Below are 18,118 nucleotides of genomic sequence, written 5' to 3' on the forward strand. Positions count from 1 at the left end.
TTTCTTGTTACACGGGGCGGGGGTCCAAGGGCCATAAGGGCCTCGGACAAGGTTACTGGCTCACCCGCACGGCGCCGTCCACGGTGTCACTGCCGGATGGACCAGCCCCGCTCCCGCAGCTCGGCGATCAGCCCCGGCACGGCCTGCGGCTCCACCATGAGCTGGATGAAGCCCGCCTGCTGGCCGGTGGCGTGCTCGATGCGGACGTCCTCGATATTGACCCCGGCCCGGCCGGCGTCGGCGAAGATCCGGGCCAGCTCGCCGGGCTGGTCGCCGATGTGGACGGCGACGATCTCGTAGACGGCCGGGGCGGCGCCGTGCTTGCCGGGCACCCGCTCGCGCCCGGCGTTGCCGCGGCGGAGCACGTCCTCGATGCCGCCGGCACCGCTGCCGCGCTTCGCGTCGTCGGCGGACTCCAGGGCGCGCAGCGAGCGGACGGTCTCGTCCAGGTCGGCGGCGATCTCGCCCAGCACATCGGCGACCGGACCCGGATTGGCGGCGAGGATGTCGATCCACATCGCCGGGTCGGAGGCCGCGATCCGGGTCACATCCCGGATGCCCTGGCCGCAAAGGCGCACGGCGGTCTCGTCGGCGCCCTTGAGCCGGGCCGCCACGAGGCTGGAGACCAGCTGCGGGGTGTGCGAGACCAGGGCGACGGCGCGGTCGTGCGCGTCCGCGTCCATCACCACCGGGACGGCCCGGCACAGGGCGACCAGCTCCAGGGCGAGGTTGAGCACCTCGGTGTCGCCGTCGCGGGTCGGGGTGAGCACCCAGGGCCGGCCCTCGAAGAGGTCGGCGGTGGCGGCCAGCGGGCCGGAGCGCTCCTTGCCGGCCATCGGGTGGGTGCCGAGGTAGCCGGTCAGCGTGCAGCCCATGGCCTCCAGCTCGCGGCGCGGGCCGCCCTTGACGCTGGCGACGTCGATGTAGGCGCGGGCCGTCCCGCGCCGGATGGCACCGGCCAGCGCCGCCGCGACATGGGCCGGCGGCACGGCCACGATGGCCAGGTCGACCTTCTCCGGGGGCGGCTCGGCGGTGCCGGCGCCCAGCGCGGCGGCCGTCCGGGCCTGGGCCTGGTCGTGGTCCTCCAGGTAGACCTGGACGCCCCGCCCCTGCAGCGCGAGCGCGGCGGAGGTGCCGATCAGGCCCGTTCCGATGACGAGTGCGGTCCTCACTGCGCGATGTCCTTTCGCAGCGCCCCGGCCGCGCCGAGGTAGACGTGGGCGATCCCGGCCTTGGACAGATCGGTCTCGACATGGGCGAGCACCCGCACCACGCGCTCCATGGCGCCGGTGATCTCCAGCTCCTGGGCGCAGATCAGCGGGACGTCGGTGATGCCCAGGGCGCGCGCGGCGGCGGCCGGGAAGTCGCTGTGGAGATCGGGGGTGGCGGTGAACCACACGCTGATCAGGTCGTCCGCACGGAGGCCGTTGCGTTCGAGGAGGGCGGTGAGCAGCTCGCCGACCTGCTCCTGCATGTGCTCCGCGTCGTCCCGCTCCAGCTGGACGGCCCCGCGGACCGCTCGTACCGCCACGTCACTGCTCCCCTGCGTCCTGTGCCGCGTCACGTCACGCACCTGTGCGCGCACTGATCAGCGTAACCAGCCGCACCGACAATCCGTACGCGCAGGCCGTACGGCGGGACGGCCCCGAGGGGCGACGGCGGCCCTCTGCCCGCCGCGACCGGCCGCCCACCGACAGTGACAAAGCTGCCGGAGTGCGGCATTCCGCCTCGGAAACCTGGTGACATTCACCATCCCACCAGCGACAATCGCCGCCATGTCCGAAGCCGCCGCAGGTCACACCCTGGTCGCCGAGCACACCGTCTACGCCTGCGTGATGGGCTCGCGCGCCTTCGGTCTGGCCACGGAGACCAGTGACACCGACCGGCGCGGGGTGTATCTCGCCCCCACCCCGCTCTTCTGGGGCTTCGAGAAGCCGCCGACCCATGTGGAGGGCCCGCGCGAGGAGGAGTTCTCCTGGGAGCTGGAGCGGTTCTGCCACCTGGCGCTGCGCGCCAACCCCACCATCCTGGAGTGCCTGCACTCCCCGCTGGTGGAGCGGGTCGACGCCACCGGCCGGGAACTGCTCGCACTGCGCGACGCCTTCCTGTCCCGGCAGGCCCACCGCACCTTCGCGGGCTACGCAGGCGGCCAGCTCAAGCAGTTGCGGGCCGACGTGCGCCAGCACGGCGCGCCCCGCTGGAAGCACGCCATGCACCTGCTGCGGCTGCTGGCCTCCTCCCGCGATCTGCTGCGCACCGGCCGGCTCACCCTGGACGTCGGCCGGGACCGGGAGGAGCTGCTGGCGGTCCGGCGCGGTGAGGTGGCCTGGGAGACGGTGGAGCGCCGGATGGCGCGGCTGGCGGAGGAGGCCGAGGCCGCGGTGTCCGGCTCGCCGTTGCCGGCCGAGCCGGACCGGGGCCGGGTGGCCGACTTCCTGTTCCGGGCCCGGCGGGCCTCAGCGCTGGGCTGAGGCGCCCGCCGTCCTGGCCCGGACGAGGAGGTCGTGCAGCGCCTCGTGGGCGCCGGGAGCGTCCGGCAGGGCGGTCGCGTCCTGCGCGGCGTCCAGCCGGCCGTGCAGCGCCTCGACGTCCCTGCGCAGCCGCTCCGGGCCGACCACCTCGCCTGCCGTGCCGTGTTCGGCCTCCTCCTTGGCCGCGATCAGCTCCGGTATGTAGGAGGGCGCGGCCAACTCGTCCGCCAGTGTGGGCAGATGGGGCTGGACCCGGCCACTGTCCATGAGGTGGATGCCGGTGAGCAGCACTCGCAGCGTGTACAACAGCGGCTTCAGCTCGCCGGTCTTCTCGAACAGCCGCCACTGGGTCCCGGCGAAGCCCCGGTAGTGGTGGGCGTGGTGGGCGGTGAGCAGGTCCGGCACCAGCGCGAGCAGTTCGCCGTGCACGGCGGTGGTGTGCACGACCAGGGGCGAGACCAGTTGCTCCAGGACGTAGCCGTTGCGCCGGAGCAGCATCCGGGCGAACTTGCGCAGGTCGTGCGAGACCAGGTCCAGCTCGGTGCGCCCCTGCTCCCACATCCGGGTCCGGGTCTCCTCCGGCTCGTGCAGCCCGAGGAGGGCGGCGGCCGGCAGGAGGTGGGCGCCGCGCAGGTCGACGTCGGAGTCCCGGGACGGGAAGCCGTACAGGTGGGCGCCGGAGACCGTCGCGAAGACCAGCGGATCGTCCTGTCCGGCGACCACGGCACCCAGGTCGACGTCGGGCAGCCCGGCCGCACGCAGGACGGCCTCGCGTGCGGTGTCCGCTTCGGTGGCCGCCGGGCTCTCACACATCCCAGGCCTCCCCCAGTGCCAGCAGTTCGTCGCGGTACTCGATGCGGGCGGCCCACTCCTCGGGCCAGGCGCCGGCCCCGAGGTGGGCGCCCGCGAAGGCGCCGGTGAGGCAGGCGATCGAGTCGGAGTCGCCGGAGGTGCAGGCGGCCCGGCGCAGCGCGGTGAGCGGCTCGTCGGGGAAGAGCAGGAAGCACAGCAGCCCGGTGGCCAGCGCCTCCTCGGCGATCCAGCCGGCGCCGGTGGCCAGGCAGGGGTCGGCCTCCGGGTCCGGGGCACCGAGCGCCGCGTCCAGCCGGTCCAGGACGCCGAGGCAGTCGTCCCAGCCGCGTGCGGCGAAGGCCGCCTCGGACGGGTCCTGGCTGCGCCGCCACAGGTCGCCGAGCCAGTCCTCCCGGTAGACGGTGCGCTGGTCCTCGGCGTACGCCCGCAGCAGGCCGGGCAGTTGGGCGGGCGGGGTGCCATCGGCGAGGGCGCGTACGGCACGGGCGGTCAGGTCGGAGGCGGCCAGCGCGGTGGGGTGCCCGTGGGTCAGCGCGGACTGCAGCTGCGCGGCGCCGGAGCGCTGCTCGGGGCTCAGCCCCGGCGCGAGCCCGATGGGCGCGACCCGCATATTGGCGCCGCAGCCCTTCGACCCCATCCGGGCGGCCTCGGCCCACGGCCGCTCCCGGTCGCTGAGCAGCTGGCAGGCGCCCAGGCAGGTGGCGCCGGGCGCCCGGTTGTTGTCGGGCGAGCGCCACCAGGCGACGTACTCCTCGCGTACGGGCGCCAGGAGGCCGGACGGGGTGAGCGCACCGCGCCCCATGGCCGTGCGCAGCCCGCGGCCCAGCGCCAGCGTCATCTGGGTGTCGTCGGTGACGAAGGCGGGGTCGGGCAGCGCCATCCGCCGCCACGGGCCGCACTTCGCCAGGATCGCCGGCACCTCGTTGAACTCGGTGGGAAAGCCGAGCGCGTCACCCAGGGCCAGCCCGATCAGCGAGCCGGTGGCGACGGTCCCCGTGACCCCCGTGGACACCATGAAAAACCACCCCTTAATGTCGCAGTGACATTAAGGGGTGGCCGGGCGGGTCCGCAAGGCGTTTGCCGCCCTGCGGACCCGCCGGAGACGGCGGCGGCTCTAGAGCTCGACCTCGCGCATCAGCATGCCGACCTCGGTGTTGGTCATCCGGCGCAGCCAGCCCGACTTCTGGTCGCCCAGGGCGATCGGGCCGAAGCTCGTACGGACGAGCTTGTCGACGGGGAAGCCGGCCTCCGCCAGCATCCGGCGGACGATGTGCTTGCGGCCCTCGTGGAGCGTGACCTCGACGAGGTAGTTCTTGCCGGTGTTCTCCACGACCCGGAAGTGGTCGGCGCGGGCGTAGCCGTCCTCCAGCTGGATGCCGTCCTTGAGCTGCTTGCCCAGGTCGCGCGGGAGGGGGCCCTGGATCGCGGCCAGGTAGGTCTTCTTGACGCCGTAGCGCGGGTGCGTCAGACGGTGGGCCAGCTCGCCGTGGTTGGTGAGCAGGATGATGCCCTCGGTCTCGGTGTCCAGCCGGCCGACGTGGAACAGCCGCGTCTCCCGGTTGGTGACGTAGTCGCCCAGGCACTGCCGGCCGTCGGGGTCCTCCATGGTGGACACCACACCGGCCGGCTTGTTCAGCGCGAAGAAGAGGTACGACTGGGTGGCGACCGTCAGGCCGTCGACCTTGATCTCGTCCTTCTCGGGGTCGACCCGGACGCCCTGCTCCATGACGATCTGGCCGTTGACCTCGACCCGCGCCTGGTCGATCAGCTCCTCGCAGGCCCGCCGCGAGCCCATGCCGGCCCTGGCCAGCACCTTCTGCAGGCGCTCGCCCTCCTGGTCGCCGAACGTCTTGGGGGTCTTGACCTGCGGCTTGTCGTGGCGGGCGCGGTTGCGCTCCTCCACCTGGGCGTCGTACTCGCGGGGCCGCGCGGGCGCCTGGCCGCGGCCGCGCTGCGGACCGCCCTTGGCACCCGGGCGGGACCCCTTGGAGGCCGCGCCGGTACGCGGACCGCCCTTGGCTCCGCCGCGGGCCGCCGCGCCCCGGCTGCCGCCGCTCTTGGGGCTGCCGCTCTTGGGACCACCGCTCTTGGCGCCGCCGCGCCCGTCCTTGCCGCCCTGGTCGCCGGGGCCGCCCACGTCGTAGCGGCGCTCCTCCGGACGGGGACGGCCGGCGCGCTGCTGCTTCTCGTCCCGCTTATTGCCCGCGCCGCGGTAGTTGCCCCGCCCGCTGTCGTTGTTCCTGCCGCTGCTTCGCATCAATGATCCGTCTGAGAGTCGCCGCTGTCGTCTACGTCGAACGACGGGATACCTTCCGGGGAATCGCCCTCGACCGCGTCCGCCTCCGGGAGGAACGGTGCGAGCTCAGGGAGCTCGTCCAGGCCGCGCAGGCCCATCCGCTCCAGAAAGTAGTTCGTCGTCCTGTACAGGATCGCACCTGTTTCAGGTTCCGTCCCCGCCTCCTCCACCAGGCCGCGCTGGAGGAGCGTGCGCATCACACCGTCACAGTTCACGCCGCGTACGGCCGAGACACGGGAACGGCTGACCGGCTGACGGTACGCGACCACGGCCAGAGTCTCCAAAGCCGCCTGGGTGAGCCGGGCCTGCTGCCCGTCCAGGACGAAGCTCTCCACCGCGTCCGCGTACGCGGCGCGGGAGTAGAACCGCCAGCCCCCGGCCACCAGCCGCAGATCGAAGCCCCGCCCCTGGCGGGCGTAGTCGTCGGACAGCTCGCGCAGCGCCAGCGCGACCGCGCGGCGGGGCCGCTGCAACACCCTGGCCAGGTGTTCCTCGGTCGCGGGCTCGTCGACGACCATCAAGACGGCCTCCAGCGCGGGCTTCAGCGCGAGCTCGGCGACGCCCAGCGCCCCGGCCGGTGCGCCGGACCGCTCGCCGGGGGTCCCGCCCGCGCCGGCCTGCGCCTCCGTGATGTCGTACGCCCCGCTGTCGGCCTCGCCGCTCATGCCCGCTCCTCCGCTGTGTGTGCTCCCTGCTCCGCCGCGTCGTCGCGCGGCCCCGGTTCCCGGTCGAACTCGTCCGTGACCACCGGCTCGGCCCCCTCCGTGCCCGTCCAGCGGACCTGCAGCGCCCCCAGGGCCTCCTCCTGCTCCAGGACCACCACCCGCTCCCGGTAGAGCTCCAGCAGGGCCAGGAAACGCGCCACGACGGTCAGGGTGTCCGGTGCGTCCGCGCACAGTTCCCGGAAGCTGGTCTCGCCCGCCTCCCGCAGCCGCGCCATCATGACCTCGGCCTGCTCCCGCACGCTCACCAGCGGCGCGTGGATGTGGTCGACATAGACCTGCGGCCTGGCCTTGGGCTGCATCGCCTTCACCGCGAGCCGGGCGAACCCGTCCGCTCCGGTGCTGATGACCACCTCGGGCAGCAGCTCGGCGAGGTACGGCTCCAGCCCGACCGTACGGGGGTGGCGCCGGGCCTCGTCCGCCAGCCGGTCGCTGAAGATGTCCGCGATCCGCTTGTAGGCGCGGTACTGCAGCAGCCGGGCGAAGAGCAGATCGCGGGCCTCCAGGAGCGCGAGGTCCGCCTCGTCCTCCACTTCGGCCGCGGGCAGCAGCCGGGCCGCCTTCAGGTCCAGCAGCGTCGCCGCGACGACCAGGAACTCGGTGGTCTGGTCCAGGTCCCAGTCCGGCCCCATGGCCCGGATGTGTGCCATGAACTCGTCGGTGACCTTCGACAGCGCGACCTCGGTGACGTCCAGCTTGTGCTTGGAGATCAACTGCAGCAGGAGGTCGAAGGGCCCCTCGAAGTTGTCCAGGCGGAGGGTGAACCTCCCGTCACCGGGCTCCCGGGCCGAGGGGGGCTCGGAGCCCGGAAGGCCACCGGAGCCTTCCCCGGGAGGAAGGCCGGGGTCGGAGGCGGGATCAGGGCTCGAAGCGGGCTCGGGGGCCAAGGCGGCTGCCGGCGGCGCGTCGCCGGCCTCCGGCGTCTCGGCCGCACCTGCCGCCCCGGTCGCCTCGGGATCGTCCGACGCCTCGGGCGGAACCGATGCCGCGGGCTCATCCGGCACCTCGGGCCCATCCGGCACCCCGGCTCCATCCGGCACCCCGGGACCGTCCGGCGCCACCGGCCCCGCGGCGGCACCCCGCCCGAGAGGTCTGCGGGCGCGGGGCGCGGGGGCGTCGTCGTTGGTCGTCGGCATCGCGGTCCATGGTGCTGCGGTCCCGCGCCGGGGGCGGCGGGCTGGTCAGGGGCGGGAGACCCCGCCGAGGAGGCAGGCTATCTCGCTGCGCCCGTGCCATGGCCGACCCGACGCGGCCGGGCCCGCGCGGCGTGACGTTTCAGCACCGCGGCCACCGTCACACGGCATCTCCGCCACCACGACGGGCGGCCACCCCACAGGCGTTCCACGGGCACCGGACCGGCCGCGCCCGCGCAGGCGCCGGGCGTCAGCGCCCCCGCAGCCGCCGCACCAGAATGCTGGCGTCGCCGCGCGACTCCAGGTCGGCGAGGACGACCGCGACCGCCTCGCGGACGATCCGGCCGCGGTCCACGGCGAGGCCGTGTTCGCCGCGCAGCACCAGCCGCGCATGTTCGAGGTCCATGAGCTCCTCGGCGGAGACATAGACGGTGATCTTCTCGTCGTGCCGTTCCCGGCCGCTGGGGCGGCGGTTGGCGCCGCGGGAGCCGCCGCGCCGGCGGCCCTGGCCACCGGCCTGCGCGGCCGCCGCGGCCGCGTCGGAACCTGCCTGGCCGCCCTGGCCCGCCGCGGCCCGGTGGCCCTTGGCGGTGTCGCCGTCGCCCTCCCGGCCGCTGTGCTCGGCGGGGGGCCCGACGGCGGGTACCCGCGGCGGCGTGGCCGGTCCGCCGTCACCGGCCGTCGCTGCCGGGGTGTCCCAGTTGCCGGCGGTCCCGGACCGGCGCTGCCGTACGGCGGCGGCCGCCTCCGGCGCCTCCTCCGCGGTGTCGGGCTCGCCGGCCGGTGCGGGCACCCGGGGCGCCTCGCCGCCTGCCGCGGAGCCGTTCGCCGCGCGACGGGGGCTGGAGGGCTGCAGCCCCACTCCCCCGGTGGTACGGAACAGTTCGTCGGCTCCCGGCAGACTCACTCGGCGTGACACCGGGCGAGCACCTCCCTGGCGAGCTGACGATAGGCGGCGGCGCCGACGGAGTTGGAGGCGTACGTGGTGATCGGCTCGCCCGCGACGGTGGTCTCGGGGAAGCGGACCGTACGGCCGATGACGGTGTGGTAGACGTGGTCGTCGAAGGCCTCGACGACACGCGCCAGGACCTCGCGGCTGTGCACCGTGCGGGAGTCGTACATCGTCGCCAGGATGCCGTCGAGCTCCAGCTCGGGGTTGAGCCGCTCCTGGACCTTCTCGATGGTCTCGGTGAGCAGCGCGACACCGCGCAGGGCGAAGAACTCGCACTCCAGCGGCACGATGACCTTGTGAGCCGCCGTCAGGGCGTTGACGGTGAGCAGGCCGAGGGAGGGCTGGCAGTCGATGACGATGTAGTCGTAGTCGGCCAGCAGCGGCTTCAGGGCGCGCTGCAGGGTCGACTCGCGCGCGACCTCGCTGACCAACTGCACCTCTGCCGCTGACAAATCGATATTGCTGGGCAGCAGGTCCATGTTGGGGACCGCGGTCTTCAGGAGCACCTCGTCGGCCGCCATGCCCCGCTCCATGAGCAGGTTGTAGACCGTCAGGTCGAGCTCCATCGGGTTGACGCCGAGTCCGACCGACAGGGCGCCCTGCGGGTCGAAGTCGACGAGCAGCACCCGTCGGCCGTATTCGGCGAGCGCGGCACCGAGGTTGATGGTCGAGGTGGTCTTGCCGACCCCGCCCTTCTGGTTGCACATCGCGATGATCTTGGCGGGGCCGTGGTCGGACAGCGGTCCCGGGATGGGGAAGTAGGGGAGCGGGCGTCCGGTCGGCCCGACGCGCTCTCGGCGCTGGCGCGCGGCGTCCGGCGCGAGCGTCGCGGCGTATTCGGGGTCCGGCTCGTACTCCGCGTCCGGGTCGTAGAAGTGCCCCTGGGGCAGGTCGTCGTAGTCGGCGAGACGGGCGGGTTCTCCACTGCCCCGGTCGCCGGCCATGGCGTTCACGTGATGGCCGTCCATGCTCTGGTGGGCTGTCGTGGAAATGCTCTGGTGGGCTGCGAAGGTGTGGACCGCGACGGAGCCGACAGCCTCGCGCCCCGAGGGGTCCTGGCCCCCTGCAACCGCTCCTGGTCGACCACCTCCGGGAGAAAATGTCGACTCATTCACAAGTCGTCTTACCTCCTTGGATGTGACCAGGAAACTTTATCGATAGGTCAGCGTGGCACCATGCCGACGGTTGGCGACTCTATGGCGTGTCGGGCGTCCGCAGCAACACAATCCACCGGACCTGGCACGATGTGTCGGTAACCGGACTCCCGATGTCAAGGGCGCACGTCGCATCGGACCGAAGTTTCCGGGGTGCGCGAAACGGCTAAAGGGTCACGATCGCGGCGAGTTGGGGGCCGGCGTTCCGGAACGCGGGGTTCCGTGCGCCCCCTATGCGACCGGCCGGGCCTTGTTGCCAAGGCCCGGCCGGATATGCAGCGTTGACGCGCTTCGTTGACGTCTCAGCCGAGGAGGGTGCGCAGTTCGACGTGCTCCAGGTCGTGCGCCTCGGCGACGGGGCCGTAGACGACCTTGCCGTCGTGCGTGTTCAGACCCTTGGCCAGCGCCGGGTCACGGCGCAGCGCCTCGACCCAGCCGCGGTTCGCCAGCTCCACGATGTAGGGCAGCGTGGCGTTGGTGAGCGCGTGGGTGGAGGTGTTCGGCACCGCGCCGGGCATGTTGGCGACGCAGTAGAAGACCGAGTTGTGGACCGCGAAGGTCGGCTCGGCGTGCGTGGTGGGACGCGAGTCCTCGAAGCAGCCGCCCTGGTCGATCGCGATGTCGACAAGAACACTTCCGGGCTTCATCTTGGCGACGAGCTCGTTGGTGACCAGCTTGGGGGCCTTGGCGCCGGGGATCAGGACCGCACCGACGACGAGGTCGGCCTCGACGACGGCCTTCTCCAGCTCGTAGGCGTTGGAGACGATCGTCTGCACCTTGGTGCCGAAGATCTTGTCGGCCTCGCGGAGCTTGTTGATGTCCTTGTCGAGCAGGGTGACGTGGAAGCCGAGGCCCACGGCGATCTGCAGGGCGTTCCAGCCGGAGACGCCACCGCCGATGATGACGGCCTTGCCCGCGTGGACACCGGGGACGCCACCGGGCAGCACACCGCGGCCGCCGGCCTGGCGCATCAGGTGGTAGGCGCCGACCTGCGGGGCGATACGGCCCGCGACCTCGGACATCGGGGCGAGCAGCGGCAGCTGGCGGCCGGCCGTCTCGACGGTCTCGTAGGCGATCGCGGTGGTGCCGGACTCCAGCAGCGCGTCGGTGCACTCCCGGGAGGCGGCCAGGTGCAGGTAGGTGAAGAGCGTCTGGTCCTTGCGGAGGCGGTGGTACTCCTCCGCGATCGGCTCCTTGACCTTCAGCAGCAGGTCAGCGGTGCCCCAGACCTCATCGGCGGTGTCCAGGATGGTGGCACCGGCGGAGACGTACTCCTCGTTCGGGATGGACGAGCCGACGCCGGCGTCCTTCTCGATGAAGACCTGGTGGCCGTGGCGGACGAGTTCGTTGACTCCGGCGGGCGTGATGGCCACGCGGAACTCGTTGTTCTTGACCTCGCGGGGGATGCCGACCTTCACGTCGATCACGGTCCTTGAAAGAGAGGGTGCAGGAGGAATTATCCCCTCATGCGATGCATGACGGAACTGACCGCGCCGAACGCGGCCCGGCCAGTCTATTGAAGGAGCTCTCGTTGTCTAGCCTTGCAAAGCATTAAATCTCGCGAGAAGCACTACCGATTTCGCAGGTCACTCGGAGTGATCTTCGAGGAGTCGCTCCCCCACGGCCCGATGGAGCCGTGCCGCTGCCGGATCTCCGAGCCGGTCGAGGGTGTCCGCAATCCGTAGTTGCAGCGCCGCCTCCAGTCGTCCGTCGCCCGCTTTCCGGGCGATGCCGAGGGCCTCCAGGCAGGTCCGCAGCGCCTCCTCGGGCCGTCCCGCGTACTCCTGTACCCGGGCCACCTCACCGGTCGCCCGCGCCTGGCCGGCCACATCGCCGGTCCTGCGGTACGTGCCGACCGCCGCCCGCCATGCCTTGAGCGCCTCGCCCCACCGGCCCGCGTAGGTGTGCGCCCCGCCGATCCGGCCCTGCAGCCGCGCCGCGTCCCCGCTCTCGCCGCGGGCCAGCCGCAGCTCCAGCGCCCGGCCGTACCAGTCGGCGGCCCGCTGCCAGTCGCCCAGCGCGGTGTACGTACCGCCCAGCGACTCCAGCGCCCGCCCGGTCGCGACCGGGTCCTGCACCGAGCGGGCCGCCTCCAGCGCCCCCCGGTAGCGGGTGAGCGCCTGGGCGGTGCGGCCCGCCTGCCCGTCCAGGTCCGCGAGGTTCAGCAGGGCGGCCGCCTTCTCCCGCGGCAGCTCGCGCCGCTCGGCGACCTGGAGGACGAGTCCGTGCAGCGCATAGAGGTCCGGCGCGGCGGCCTCGGGGCCCTGGTGCACGAGCAGCGTCCGGGTCAGCGCGGCCATCAACCGCCGGTCCAGGGTGTCGAGTTCACCGTCCGCGACGGCGATCCTGGCGGCGTCGAGCAGCGCGCCGCGGCGGCTGCGCAGCCAGTGCGCGGCGGCGCCCCGGGAGCAGAAGCGCAGCGAGCGCGGCAGCCCGTCGACCTTCTCCCGGGCGGGCGAATCGGCCGGCTCGCCCATCGCCCGGCAGGACTGGAGCAGCCGTACGGTCCGCTCCAGCATCCGGGCGCGGGCCAGCTGGATGTCGGCGGGGCGCTCGTGCTCCCGGAGCAGTTCGCGCGCCAGCGGGTCGAGGCAGCCGGGCAGCCGGTACTGCGGGCGCAGGGCCGGATCGGGCGTGCCGATGCCGGCCGCGGGGGCCTCGTCGTCCTCGGGGGCGACCGACCGCAGCAGGCCGAGCGCCGTGAAGTCGGCGAGTGTCGTGGCGGCCGCCGCCACCGAGCAGCCGGCCAGGGCGGAGGCGATGTGCGCGTCCACGAGACCGCCCGGTGCCAGGGTGATCAGCCGCAGTATGCGGGCGGCGGGCGCCGGCAGCGCGTCATGGGCGAGGCGGAACGCGCGGAACAGCGGGCGGGCGCCGGTGGGCAGGTCCGGGGGCAGCCCGACGGCGTGCAGCGCCTGGTACAGGTCGGCGACCGAGGACTTGGGGCGGGCGGCGAGCCAGGCCCCGGCCAGCACCAGCGCGGCGGGCTGGCCGCCGCACTCCTCGGCGACGCTGTCGGCGGTGCGCGGGTCGACGGTGATCCGGGTCGGCCCGGCGTACCGGCTGAGCAGCTCGACCCCGGCCGCGCTGTCCAGGCCGCCCAGGGCGCACGGCCGGACGTCGGGGATGCCGGTCAGCGGCCCCTGCGAGACCACCACGACCAGGCAGTCGGGGGCGTCGGGGAGCAGCGGTTCGACCTGTTCGGCGCCGGGTGCGTCGTCCAGGAAGAGCAGCGCGCGGCGCCCGGCGAGGGCTTCGCGCAGCTGCTCGGTCAGCTCGTCCTCGGCGGCACCGGGCGGGGCGTCGGCGCCGAGCGCGGCCAGCAGCTCGCGCGCGGTGCGGGCGGTGTCGGCCGGTTCGCCGCCCGGCCCGGTCAGCGTGGCCCGCAGCACGCCGTCGGGGTGGCCGTCCGCCAGTTCCCTCAGCAGCTCCTCGGCGAGGGCCGTACGGCCGGAGCCGGGGCGGCCGGCGATCAGCAGCACCCGGCTGCGGGCGCCTTTGCGGCCGGAGAGGGTGTCCAGGCCGGCCCGGGCGATGTCGGCGTGCAGCGCCTTGAGCTCGCGGCGGCGGCCGGTGAACCCGGTGGTGGAGGGGCGGGCGGCACCGTCCTCGCGGGACCCCGGCGCCCGCTGTCCGGGTGCCGCCGTGACCGGCCCCTCCGCCATCCCGGGCGCGAGGTGCCCCCCGCCCACCGCCTGGTCCGTCACCGGTCACGCTCCCGTCCACCTGCGCATATGCGTCCGCCGCTGGGACGGAACGCTGCCGAGCGTAGTTCACGGGCCGTCACCTCCCCTGCAGAGCAGGGCGGTTGCGTCACCCGATCGGATCGGTCGATCATCCGACCGGCTCCGGGTGGGGGCGGTGGGCCCGGCGGCTCAGGCCTCGAAGGGGCGGGCCGGCCACGGGGCCTCGGCCGGCCGCAGCGCGTCCAGGCCCTCGCCGCTGCGGGCGGCGCTCAGCGCCAGCACCCCCACGACCAGGCAGTTGTTGTGCAGCTCACCGGCGAGGACGAGGCGGACCAGCTCGTCGTGCGGCACCCGGGCCAGCTCCATGTCGGCCTCCTCCTCGGAGACCTCGAACCGCTCCCCCTCGGCCTCGGCGAGACCCCGGGCGAGGAAGATCCGTACGGCCTCGTCGCAGCCGCCGGGCGTGGTGTAGACGTCGGTCAGCACCCGCCAGTCCGCGGCCTTGACGTGTGCCTCCTCGTACAGCTCGCGCTGCGCCCCGTGCAGCGGGTTCTCCCCGGGGACGTCGAGGAGCCCGGCGGGGATCTCCCACAGCTTCTGCCGCACGGGGTGGCGGTACTGGCGCAGCACCAGCACCCGGTCCTGGTCGTCGAGGGCGAGGACGGCCACGGAACCGGGGTGGACCTGGTAGTCGCGCGTGACGGTGCTGCCGTCCGGCATGACGACCTCGTCGGTGCGCACGCTGGTCTTGTTCCCGGTGAACGGCGTCCTGGACGCGATGACCGTCCACTCCTCGGGGGTGTCCTTGATCGTCATGGCGCGTCCTCCTGTGTGTTGCCTGAACCAACGCAGAAACCGGGGCACAGCCTCCGAAGAGGCCGTACCCCGGCAACCGTATCCGCCGCGGTGTCCCTTACTTCGCGGTGCCCGTCTTGCGCGCGACCGCGGCCTTCACCAGCCCGGCGAAGAGCGGGTGCGGGCGGGTCGGGCGGGAGCGCAGCTCGGGGTGCGCCTGGGTGGCGACGAGGTAGGGGTGCACCTCGCGCGGGTACTCGACGTACTCGACGAGCTTGTTGTCCGGGGAGGTGCCGGAGAACTGCAGCCCGGCCTTCTTCTCCAGCTCGCCGCGGTAGGCGTTGTTGACCTCGTAGCGGTGGCGGTGGCGCTCCTCGACGTACGGCTGGTCGTCGTAGACCTCGCGGACGATGGAGCCCTCGGCGAGCTTGGCCGGGTACATCCCCAGCCGCATCGTGCCGCCCATATCGCCCTCACCTGCGACGATGTCCATCTGCTCGGCCATCGTGGAGATCACCGGGTCGGCGGCGGCCGGGTCGAACTCGGTGGAGTTCGCGCCCTCGATGCCGGCCAGGTTGCGGGCCGCCTCGATGACCACGCACTGCAGGCCCAGGCACAGGCCGAGCAGCGGGAGCTTGTTCTCCCTGGCGTAGGTGATCGCGCCGACCTTGCCGTCCACACCGCGGTCGCCGAAGCCGCCGGGGATGCAGACCGCGTCGCAGTCGGCGAGCTGCTCGGCGGCACCGGCCGGGGTCTTGCAGTCGTCGGAGGTGACCCACTTGAGCTTCACGCGGGTGCGGTTCGCGAAGCCGCCGGCCCGCAGCGCCTCGGTGACCGAGAGGTAGGCGTCCGGCAGGTCGATGTACTTGCCGACCAGCGCGACCTTGACCTCGTGGTCGGGGTTGTGGACGCGGTCGAGCAGGTCCTCCCACTGGGTCCAGTTCACATCGCGGAACGGGAGGTCCAGCTTCCGTACGACATAGGCGTCCAGGCCCTCGGTGTGCAGGACCTTGGGGATGTCGTAGATCGACGGGGCGTCGATCGCGGCGACGACCGCGGCCTCGTCGACGTCGCACATCAGCGAGATCTTGCGCTTGATGGCGGTGGGCACCTCGCGGTCGGCGCGCAGCACGATGGCGTCGGGCTGGATGCCGATGTTGCGCAGCGCCGCGACCGAGTGCTGGGTCGGCTTGGTCTTCAGCTCACCGGAGGGGCCGATGTAGGGGAGCAGCGAGATGTGCACGACGAAGACGTTGTCCCGGCCGACCTCGTGGCGGACCTGACGGACGGTCTCCAGGAACGGCAGCGACTCGATGTCGCCGACGGTGCCGCCGACCTCGGTGATGACGACGTCGACGTCCTCGGTCGCCATCCGCCGGATGCGGTGCTTGATCTCGTTGGTGATGTGCGGGATGACCTGCACGGTGTCGCCGAGGTACTCGCCGCGCCGCTCCTTGGCGATCACGGTGTTGTAGACCTGGCCGGTGGTCACGTTCGCGGAGCCGTCGAGGTCGACGTCCAGGAACCGCTCGTAGTGGCCGATGTCCAGGTCGGTCTCGGCGCCGTCGTTGGTGACGAAGACCTCACCGTGCTGGAACGGGTTCATCGTTCCCGGGTCGACGTTCAGGTACGGGTCGAGCTTCTGCATCGTGACCCGCAGACCGCGCGCCTTGAGGAGAGCACCCAGGCTGGAGGCGGTGAGCCCCTTGCCCAGCGAGGAGGCGACGCCCCCGGTGACGAAGAGGTGCTTGGTCGTCGTGGATTTGGGCGGCATGGCCAAGAGGGAGCTCCCGTGGTCGCGAGGTGGAGAGGTGCGAGGCGGCATGGGCCCTGGAATTCAGGGGTGCCGTCGCTGCGGTTCGGGGGTGCCGTGACGTCTGCTGGGTCCCACCGGTCCACGGGGTACCAGGCTATCAGCGACCGGGCATGGTCGTGTCCGGCCGCACGGCGGAACCTGGAGGTGATGGTTCCGGATGACGCTGTCACGTGACGGAGGCCACCCATTTGGACCGCTTCACTCGTCGCGAGGGTCGCGCGGATCACCCACGTGCGTCGTATCCTGCTCGGACACTCGCTACGAGCCGCCCGGGAAGGCACCACCCTCCCCCAGCTACCGCTGGGCGGTGCGCCAGCCCGATTTCCGGTCCCGCTGCTCGGCGACGTTTCATGGGCAGGACGGACAGATCACAACGTCCCATGGGGGGCGTGACTCCAGTTCGACGGGAGATGCACGTGGCCGGGCGCATCGAGGACTACGCACTTATCGGCGATATGCAGACCGCCGCTCTAGTGTGCAGGGACGGCACGGTCGACTGGCTGTGCCTGCCCCGCTTCGACTCCCCGGCGGTCTTCGCAGGGCTGCTGGGCACGGAGGAGCACGGATACTGGCGGATGGGGCCGGTCAACGGCCCCGGGGGCCGGCCCGCACCGGCCGACCGCCGGCGCTACCGGGGCGATTCGCTCGTCCTGGAATCGGAGTGGGACACCCCGCGCGGCACCGTCAGGGTGATCGACTTCATGCCGCCGCGCGACGGCGCACCGCAGCTGATCCGCATCGTGGAAGGCGTCAGCGGCCGCGTCCCGATGCGCTCGGAGCTGCGGATGCGGTTCTCCTACGGCTGGGTCGTGCCCTGGGTGCACAAGGTGGACGACCGTACGGTCGCGGTGGCGGGCCCCGATTCGGTGTGGCTGGACACCGAGGCGGAGACCTACGGCAAGGACCTGACGACGTTCTCCGACTTCACGGTCTCGCCGGGTGAGCGGATCGCGTTCACGATCAGCTGGGAGCCCTCCCACAAGCCGCCGCCGGCCGTGGCGGAGCCCGAGGCGTCGCTGGAGGCGACCGAGGAGTTCTGGCGCGAGTGGGTCGAGCACTGCACGTACCACGGCCCCTACCGCGATGCGGTGGTGCGCTCGCTGATCACGCTGAAGGCGCTGACGTACGCGCCGACCGGCGGGATCGTGGCGGCGCCGACGACCTCGCTGCCGGAGTGCCTGGGCGGCGTGCGCAATTGGGACTACCGCTTCACCTGGCTCCGGGACGCCGCGATCACCCTGTCCTCCCTGCTGCGCACCGGCTACCGCGAGGAGGCGCGGGCCTGGCGCGAGTGGCTGCTGCGGGCGGTGGCGGGCGACCCGGAGAACCTGCAGATCATGTACGGCATCGCCGGTGAGCGCGAACTGGGCGAGAACGAGCTCAACTGGCTTCCCGGATACGAGAATTCCCGTCCGGTACGGGTCGGCAACGGCGCCGCCGGACAGCTCCAGCTCGATGTCTACGGCGAGGTCACCGAGGCGCTGCACCTGGCGCACATGACGGGCCTGGCCCGCAACGACTACGCCTCGCTGCTCCAGCTCAAGTTGATCCAATGGGTGGAGAAGCACTGGGACGAACCGGACGAGGGCATCTGGGAGGTCCGCGGCCCGCGCCGGCACTTCGTGCACTCCAAGGTCATGACCTGGGTCGCGGTCGACCGCACGGTCAAGCTGATCGAGTCCGGGGACGTCGACGGACCGCTGGAGCGTTGGAAGGACCTGCGCGAGACGATCCACCGGGACGTCTGCGAGAACGGCTACGACAAGGAACGCAACACCTTCACCCAGTCCTACGGCTCGCAGGAGCTGGACGCCTCGCTGCTGCTGATCCCGCAGATGGGCTTCCTGCCGCCGGACGACAAGCGCGTCATCGGCACGATCGAGGCGATCCAGCGGGAGCTGTCCACCGAGGACGGTTTCGTGCTGCGCTACCCGACGTCCGGTGCGGACGATCTCGGCGTGGACGGTCTGGAGGGCGAGGAGGGTGCCTTCCTGGCGTGTTCGTTCTGGCTCGCGGACGACCTCGCGATGATCGGCCGGGTCGACGAGGCCCGCAAGCTCTTCGAGAAGCTGCTCTCGCTCCGCAACGACCTGGGACTGCTCGCCGAGGAGTGGGACCCCAAGGCCCGGCGGCAGGTCGGCAACTTCCCGCAGGCGTTCAGCCACGTTCCGCTGATCGACACGGCGCTGCGGCTGACGGCCAGCGGGGCCTACGGGGGTTAGCGCCCCCTTCCGGGCGCCGGCCTCCCCGGCGTTCCGTGGTGCCGTCCGGCTTCCGGAC

15 protein-coding genes are annotated in these 18,118 nt (G+C 72.5%); 2 read left to right on the forward strand and 13 right to left on the reverse strand.

The features are described from left to right. Positions 1–86: 86 nt before the first annotated feature. Complete coding sequence (locus AB0411_RS27340; RefSeq protein WP_366419934.1) at positions 87–1,172, reverse strand: prephenate dehydrogenase; 1,086 nt, start codon at positions 1,170–1,172, stop codon at positions 87–89. Continuing rightward, on the reverse strand, positions 1,169–1,531 hold the full coding sequence (gene aroH / locus AB0411_RS27345; protein ID WP_366419935.1) for a chorismate mutase: 363 nt from the start codon (positions 1,529–1,531) through the stop codon (positions 1,169–1,171). The genes AB0411_RS27340 and aroH overlap by 4 nt, the downstream gene beginning before the upstream one ends. A 244-nt stretch (positions 1,532–1,775) precedes the next feature. Here aroH and AB0411_RS27350 point away from each other — a divergent pair, with 244 nt between their 5' ends. Continuing rightward, positions 1,776–2,471 carry a nucleotidyltransferase domain-containing protein gene (locus AB0411_RS27350; protein WP_366419936.1) on the forward strand — a complete coding sequence of 232 codons (696 nt, stop codon included), beginning with the start codon at positions 1,776–1,778 and terminating at the stop codon, positions 2,469–2,471. Here the strand turns inward: AB0411_RS27350 and AB0411_RS27355 are convergent. From AB0411_RS27355 to AB0411_RS27405, 11 genes are all read right to left on the reverse strand, one after another. Beyond that, entirely contained in the window at positions 2,457–3,284 is an 828-nt protein-coding gene (locus tag AB0411_RS27355; protein WP_366419937.1) for a nucleotidyltransferase domain-containing protein, read from the reverse strand. The genes AB0411_RS27350 and AB0411_RS27355 overlap by 15 nt on opposite strands. After that, positions 3,277–4,299: an ADP-ribosylglycohydrolase family protein gene (locus AB0411_RS27360; RefSeq protein ID WP_366419938.1), complete on the reverse strand. Its 1,023-nt coding sequence runs from the start codon at positions 4,297–4,299 to the stop codon at positions 3,277–3,279. The genes AB0411_RS27355 and AB0411_RS27360 overlap by 8 nt, the downstream gene beginning before the upstream one ends. Positions 4,300–4,398: 99 nt before the next feature. Beyond that, complete coding sequence (locus tag AB0411_RS27365; RefSeq protein WP_366419939.1) at positions 4,399–5,541, reverse strand: pseudouridine synthase; 1,143 nt, start codon at positions 5,539–5,541, stop codon at positions 4,399–4,401. Continuing rightward, the gene (scpB, locus tag AB0411_RS27370; RefSeq protein WP_366419940.1) at positions 5,541–6,245 is read right to left on the reverse strand and encodes an SMC-Scp complex subunit ScpB; all 705 of its coding nucleotides are present in this window, start codon (positions 6,243–6,245) and stop codon (positions 5,541–5,543) included. The genes AB0411_RS27365 and scpB overlap by 1 nt, the downstream gene beginning before the upstream one ends. Further along, a complete protein-coding gene (locus tag AB0411_RS27375) occupies positions 6,242–7,438 on the reverse strand; it encodes a segregation and condensation protein A (protein WP_366419941.1) in 1,197 nt (398 codons plus the stop codon). Before AB0411_RS27375 ends, scpB begins: the two co-directional genes overlap by 4 nt. A gap of 247 nt (positions 7,439–7,685) precedes the next feature. Further along, positions 7,686–8,354 carry a hypothetical protein gene (locus tag AB0411_RS27380; RefSeq protein ID WP_366419942.1) on the reverse strand — a complete coding sequence of 223 codons (669 nt, stop codon included), beginning with the start codon at positions 8,352–8,354 and terminating at the stop codon, positions 7,686–7,688. Continuing rightward, on the reverse strand, positions 8,339–9,355 hold the full coding sequence (locus tag AB0411_RS27385; protein ID WP_030990106.1) for a ParA family protein: 1,017 nt from the start codon (positions 9,353–9,355) through the stop codon (positions 8,339–8,341). Before AB0411_RS27385 ends, AB0411_RS27380 begins: the two co-directional genes overlap by 16 nt. Positions 9,356–9,843: 488 nt before the next feature. Then, positions 9,844–10,959: an alanine dehydrogenase gene (gene ald / locus AB0411_RS27390; protein ID WP_366419969.1), complete on the reverse strand. Its 1,116-nt coding sequence runs from the start codon at positions 10,957–10,959 to the stop codon at positions 9,844–9,846. Between the two features lie 168 nt (positions 10,960–11,127). After that, positions 11,128–13,248 carry a tetratricopeptide repeat protein gene (locus tag AB0411_RS27395; RefSeq protein WP_366419944.1) on the reverse strand — a complete coding sequence of 707 codons (2,121 nt, stop codon included), beginning with the start codon at positions 13,246–13,248 and terminating at the stop codon, positions 11,128–11,130. A 168-nt stretch (positions 13,249–13,416) separates the two neighbouring features. Beyond that, positions 13,417–14,043, reverse strand: a complete 627-nt coding sequence (locus tag AB0411_RS27400; RefSeq protein WP_366419945.1) for an NUDIX hydrolase — start codon at positions 14,041–14,043, stop codon at positions 13,417–13,419. 97 nt (positions 14,044–14,140) lie between these two features. Continuing rightward, a complete protein-coding gene (locus tag AB0411_RS27405) occupies positions 14,141–15,796 on the reverse strand; it encodes a CTP synthase (RefSeq protein ID WP_086720148.1) in 1,656 nt (551 codons plus the stop codon). Positions 15,797–16,248: 452 nt separating this feature from the next. On the opposite strand from AB0411_RS27405, the gene AB0411_RS27410 reads away from it, so the two are divergent. Then, entirely contained in the window at positions 16,249–18,060 is a 1,812-nt protein-coding gene (locus tag AB0411_RS27410; protein ID WP_366419970.1) for a glycoside hydrolase family 15 protein, read from the forward strand. Positions 18,061–18,118: the final 58 nt, after the last annotated feature.

It is taken from the genome of Streptomyces angustmyceticus (assembly GCF_040701845.1).
In the GTDB taxonomy this organism is placed as follows: Bacteria; Actinomycetota; Actinomycetes; order Streptomycetales; family Streptomycetaceae; genus Streptomyces; species Streptomyces angustmyceticus_A.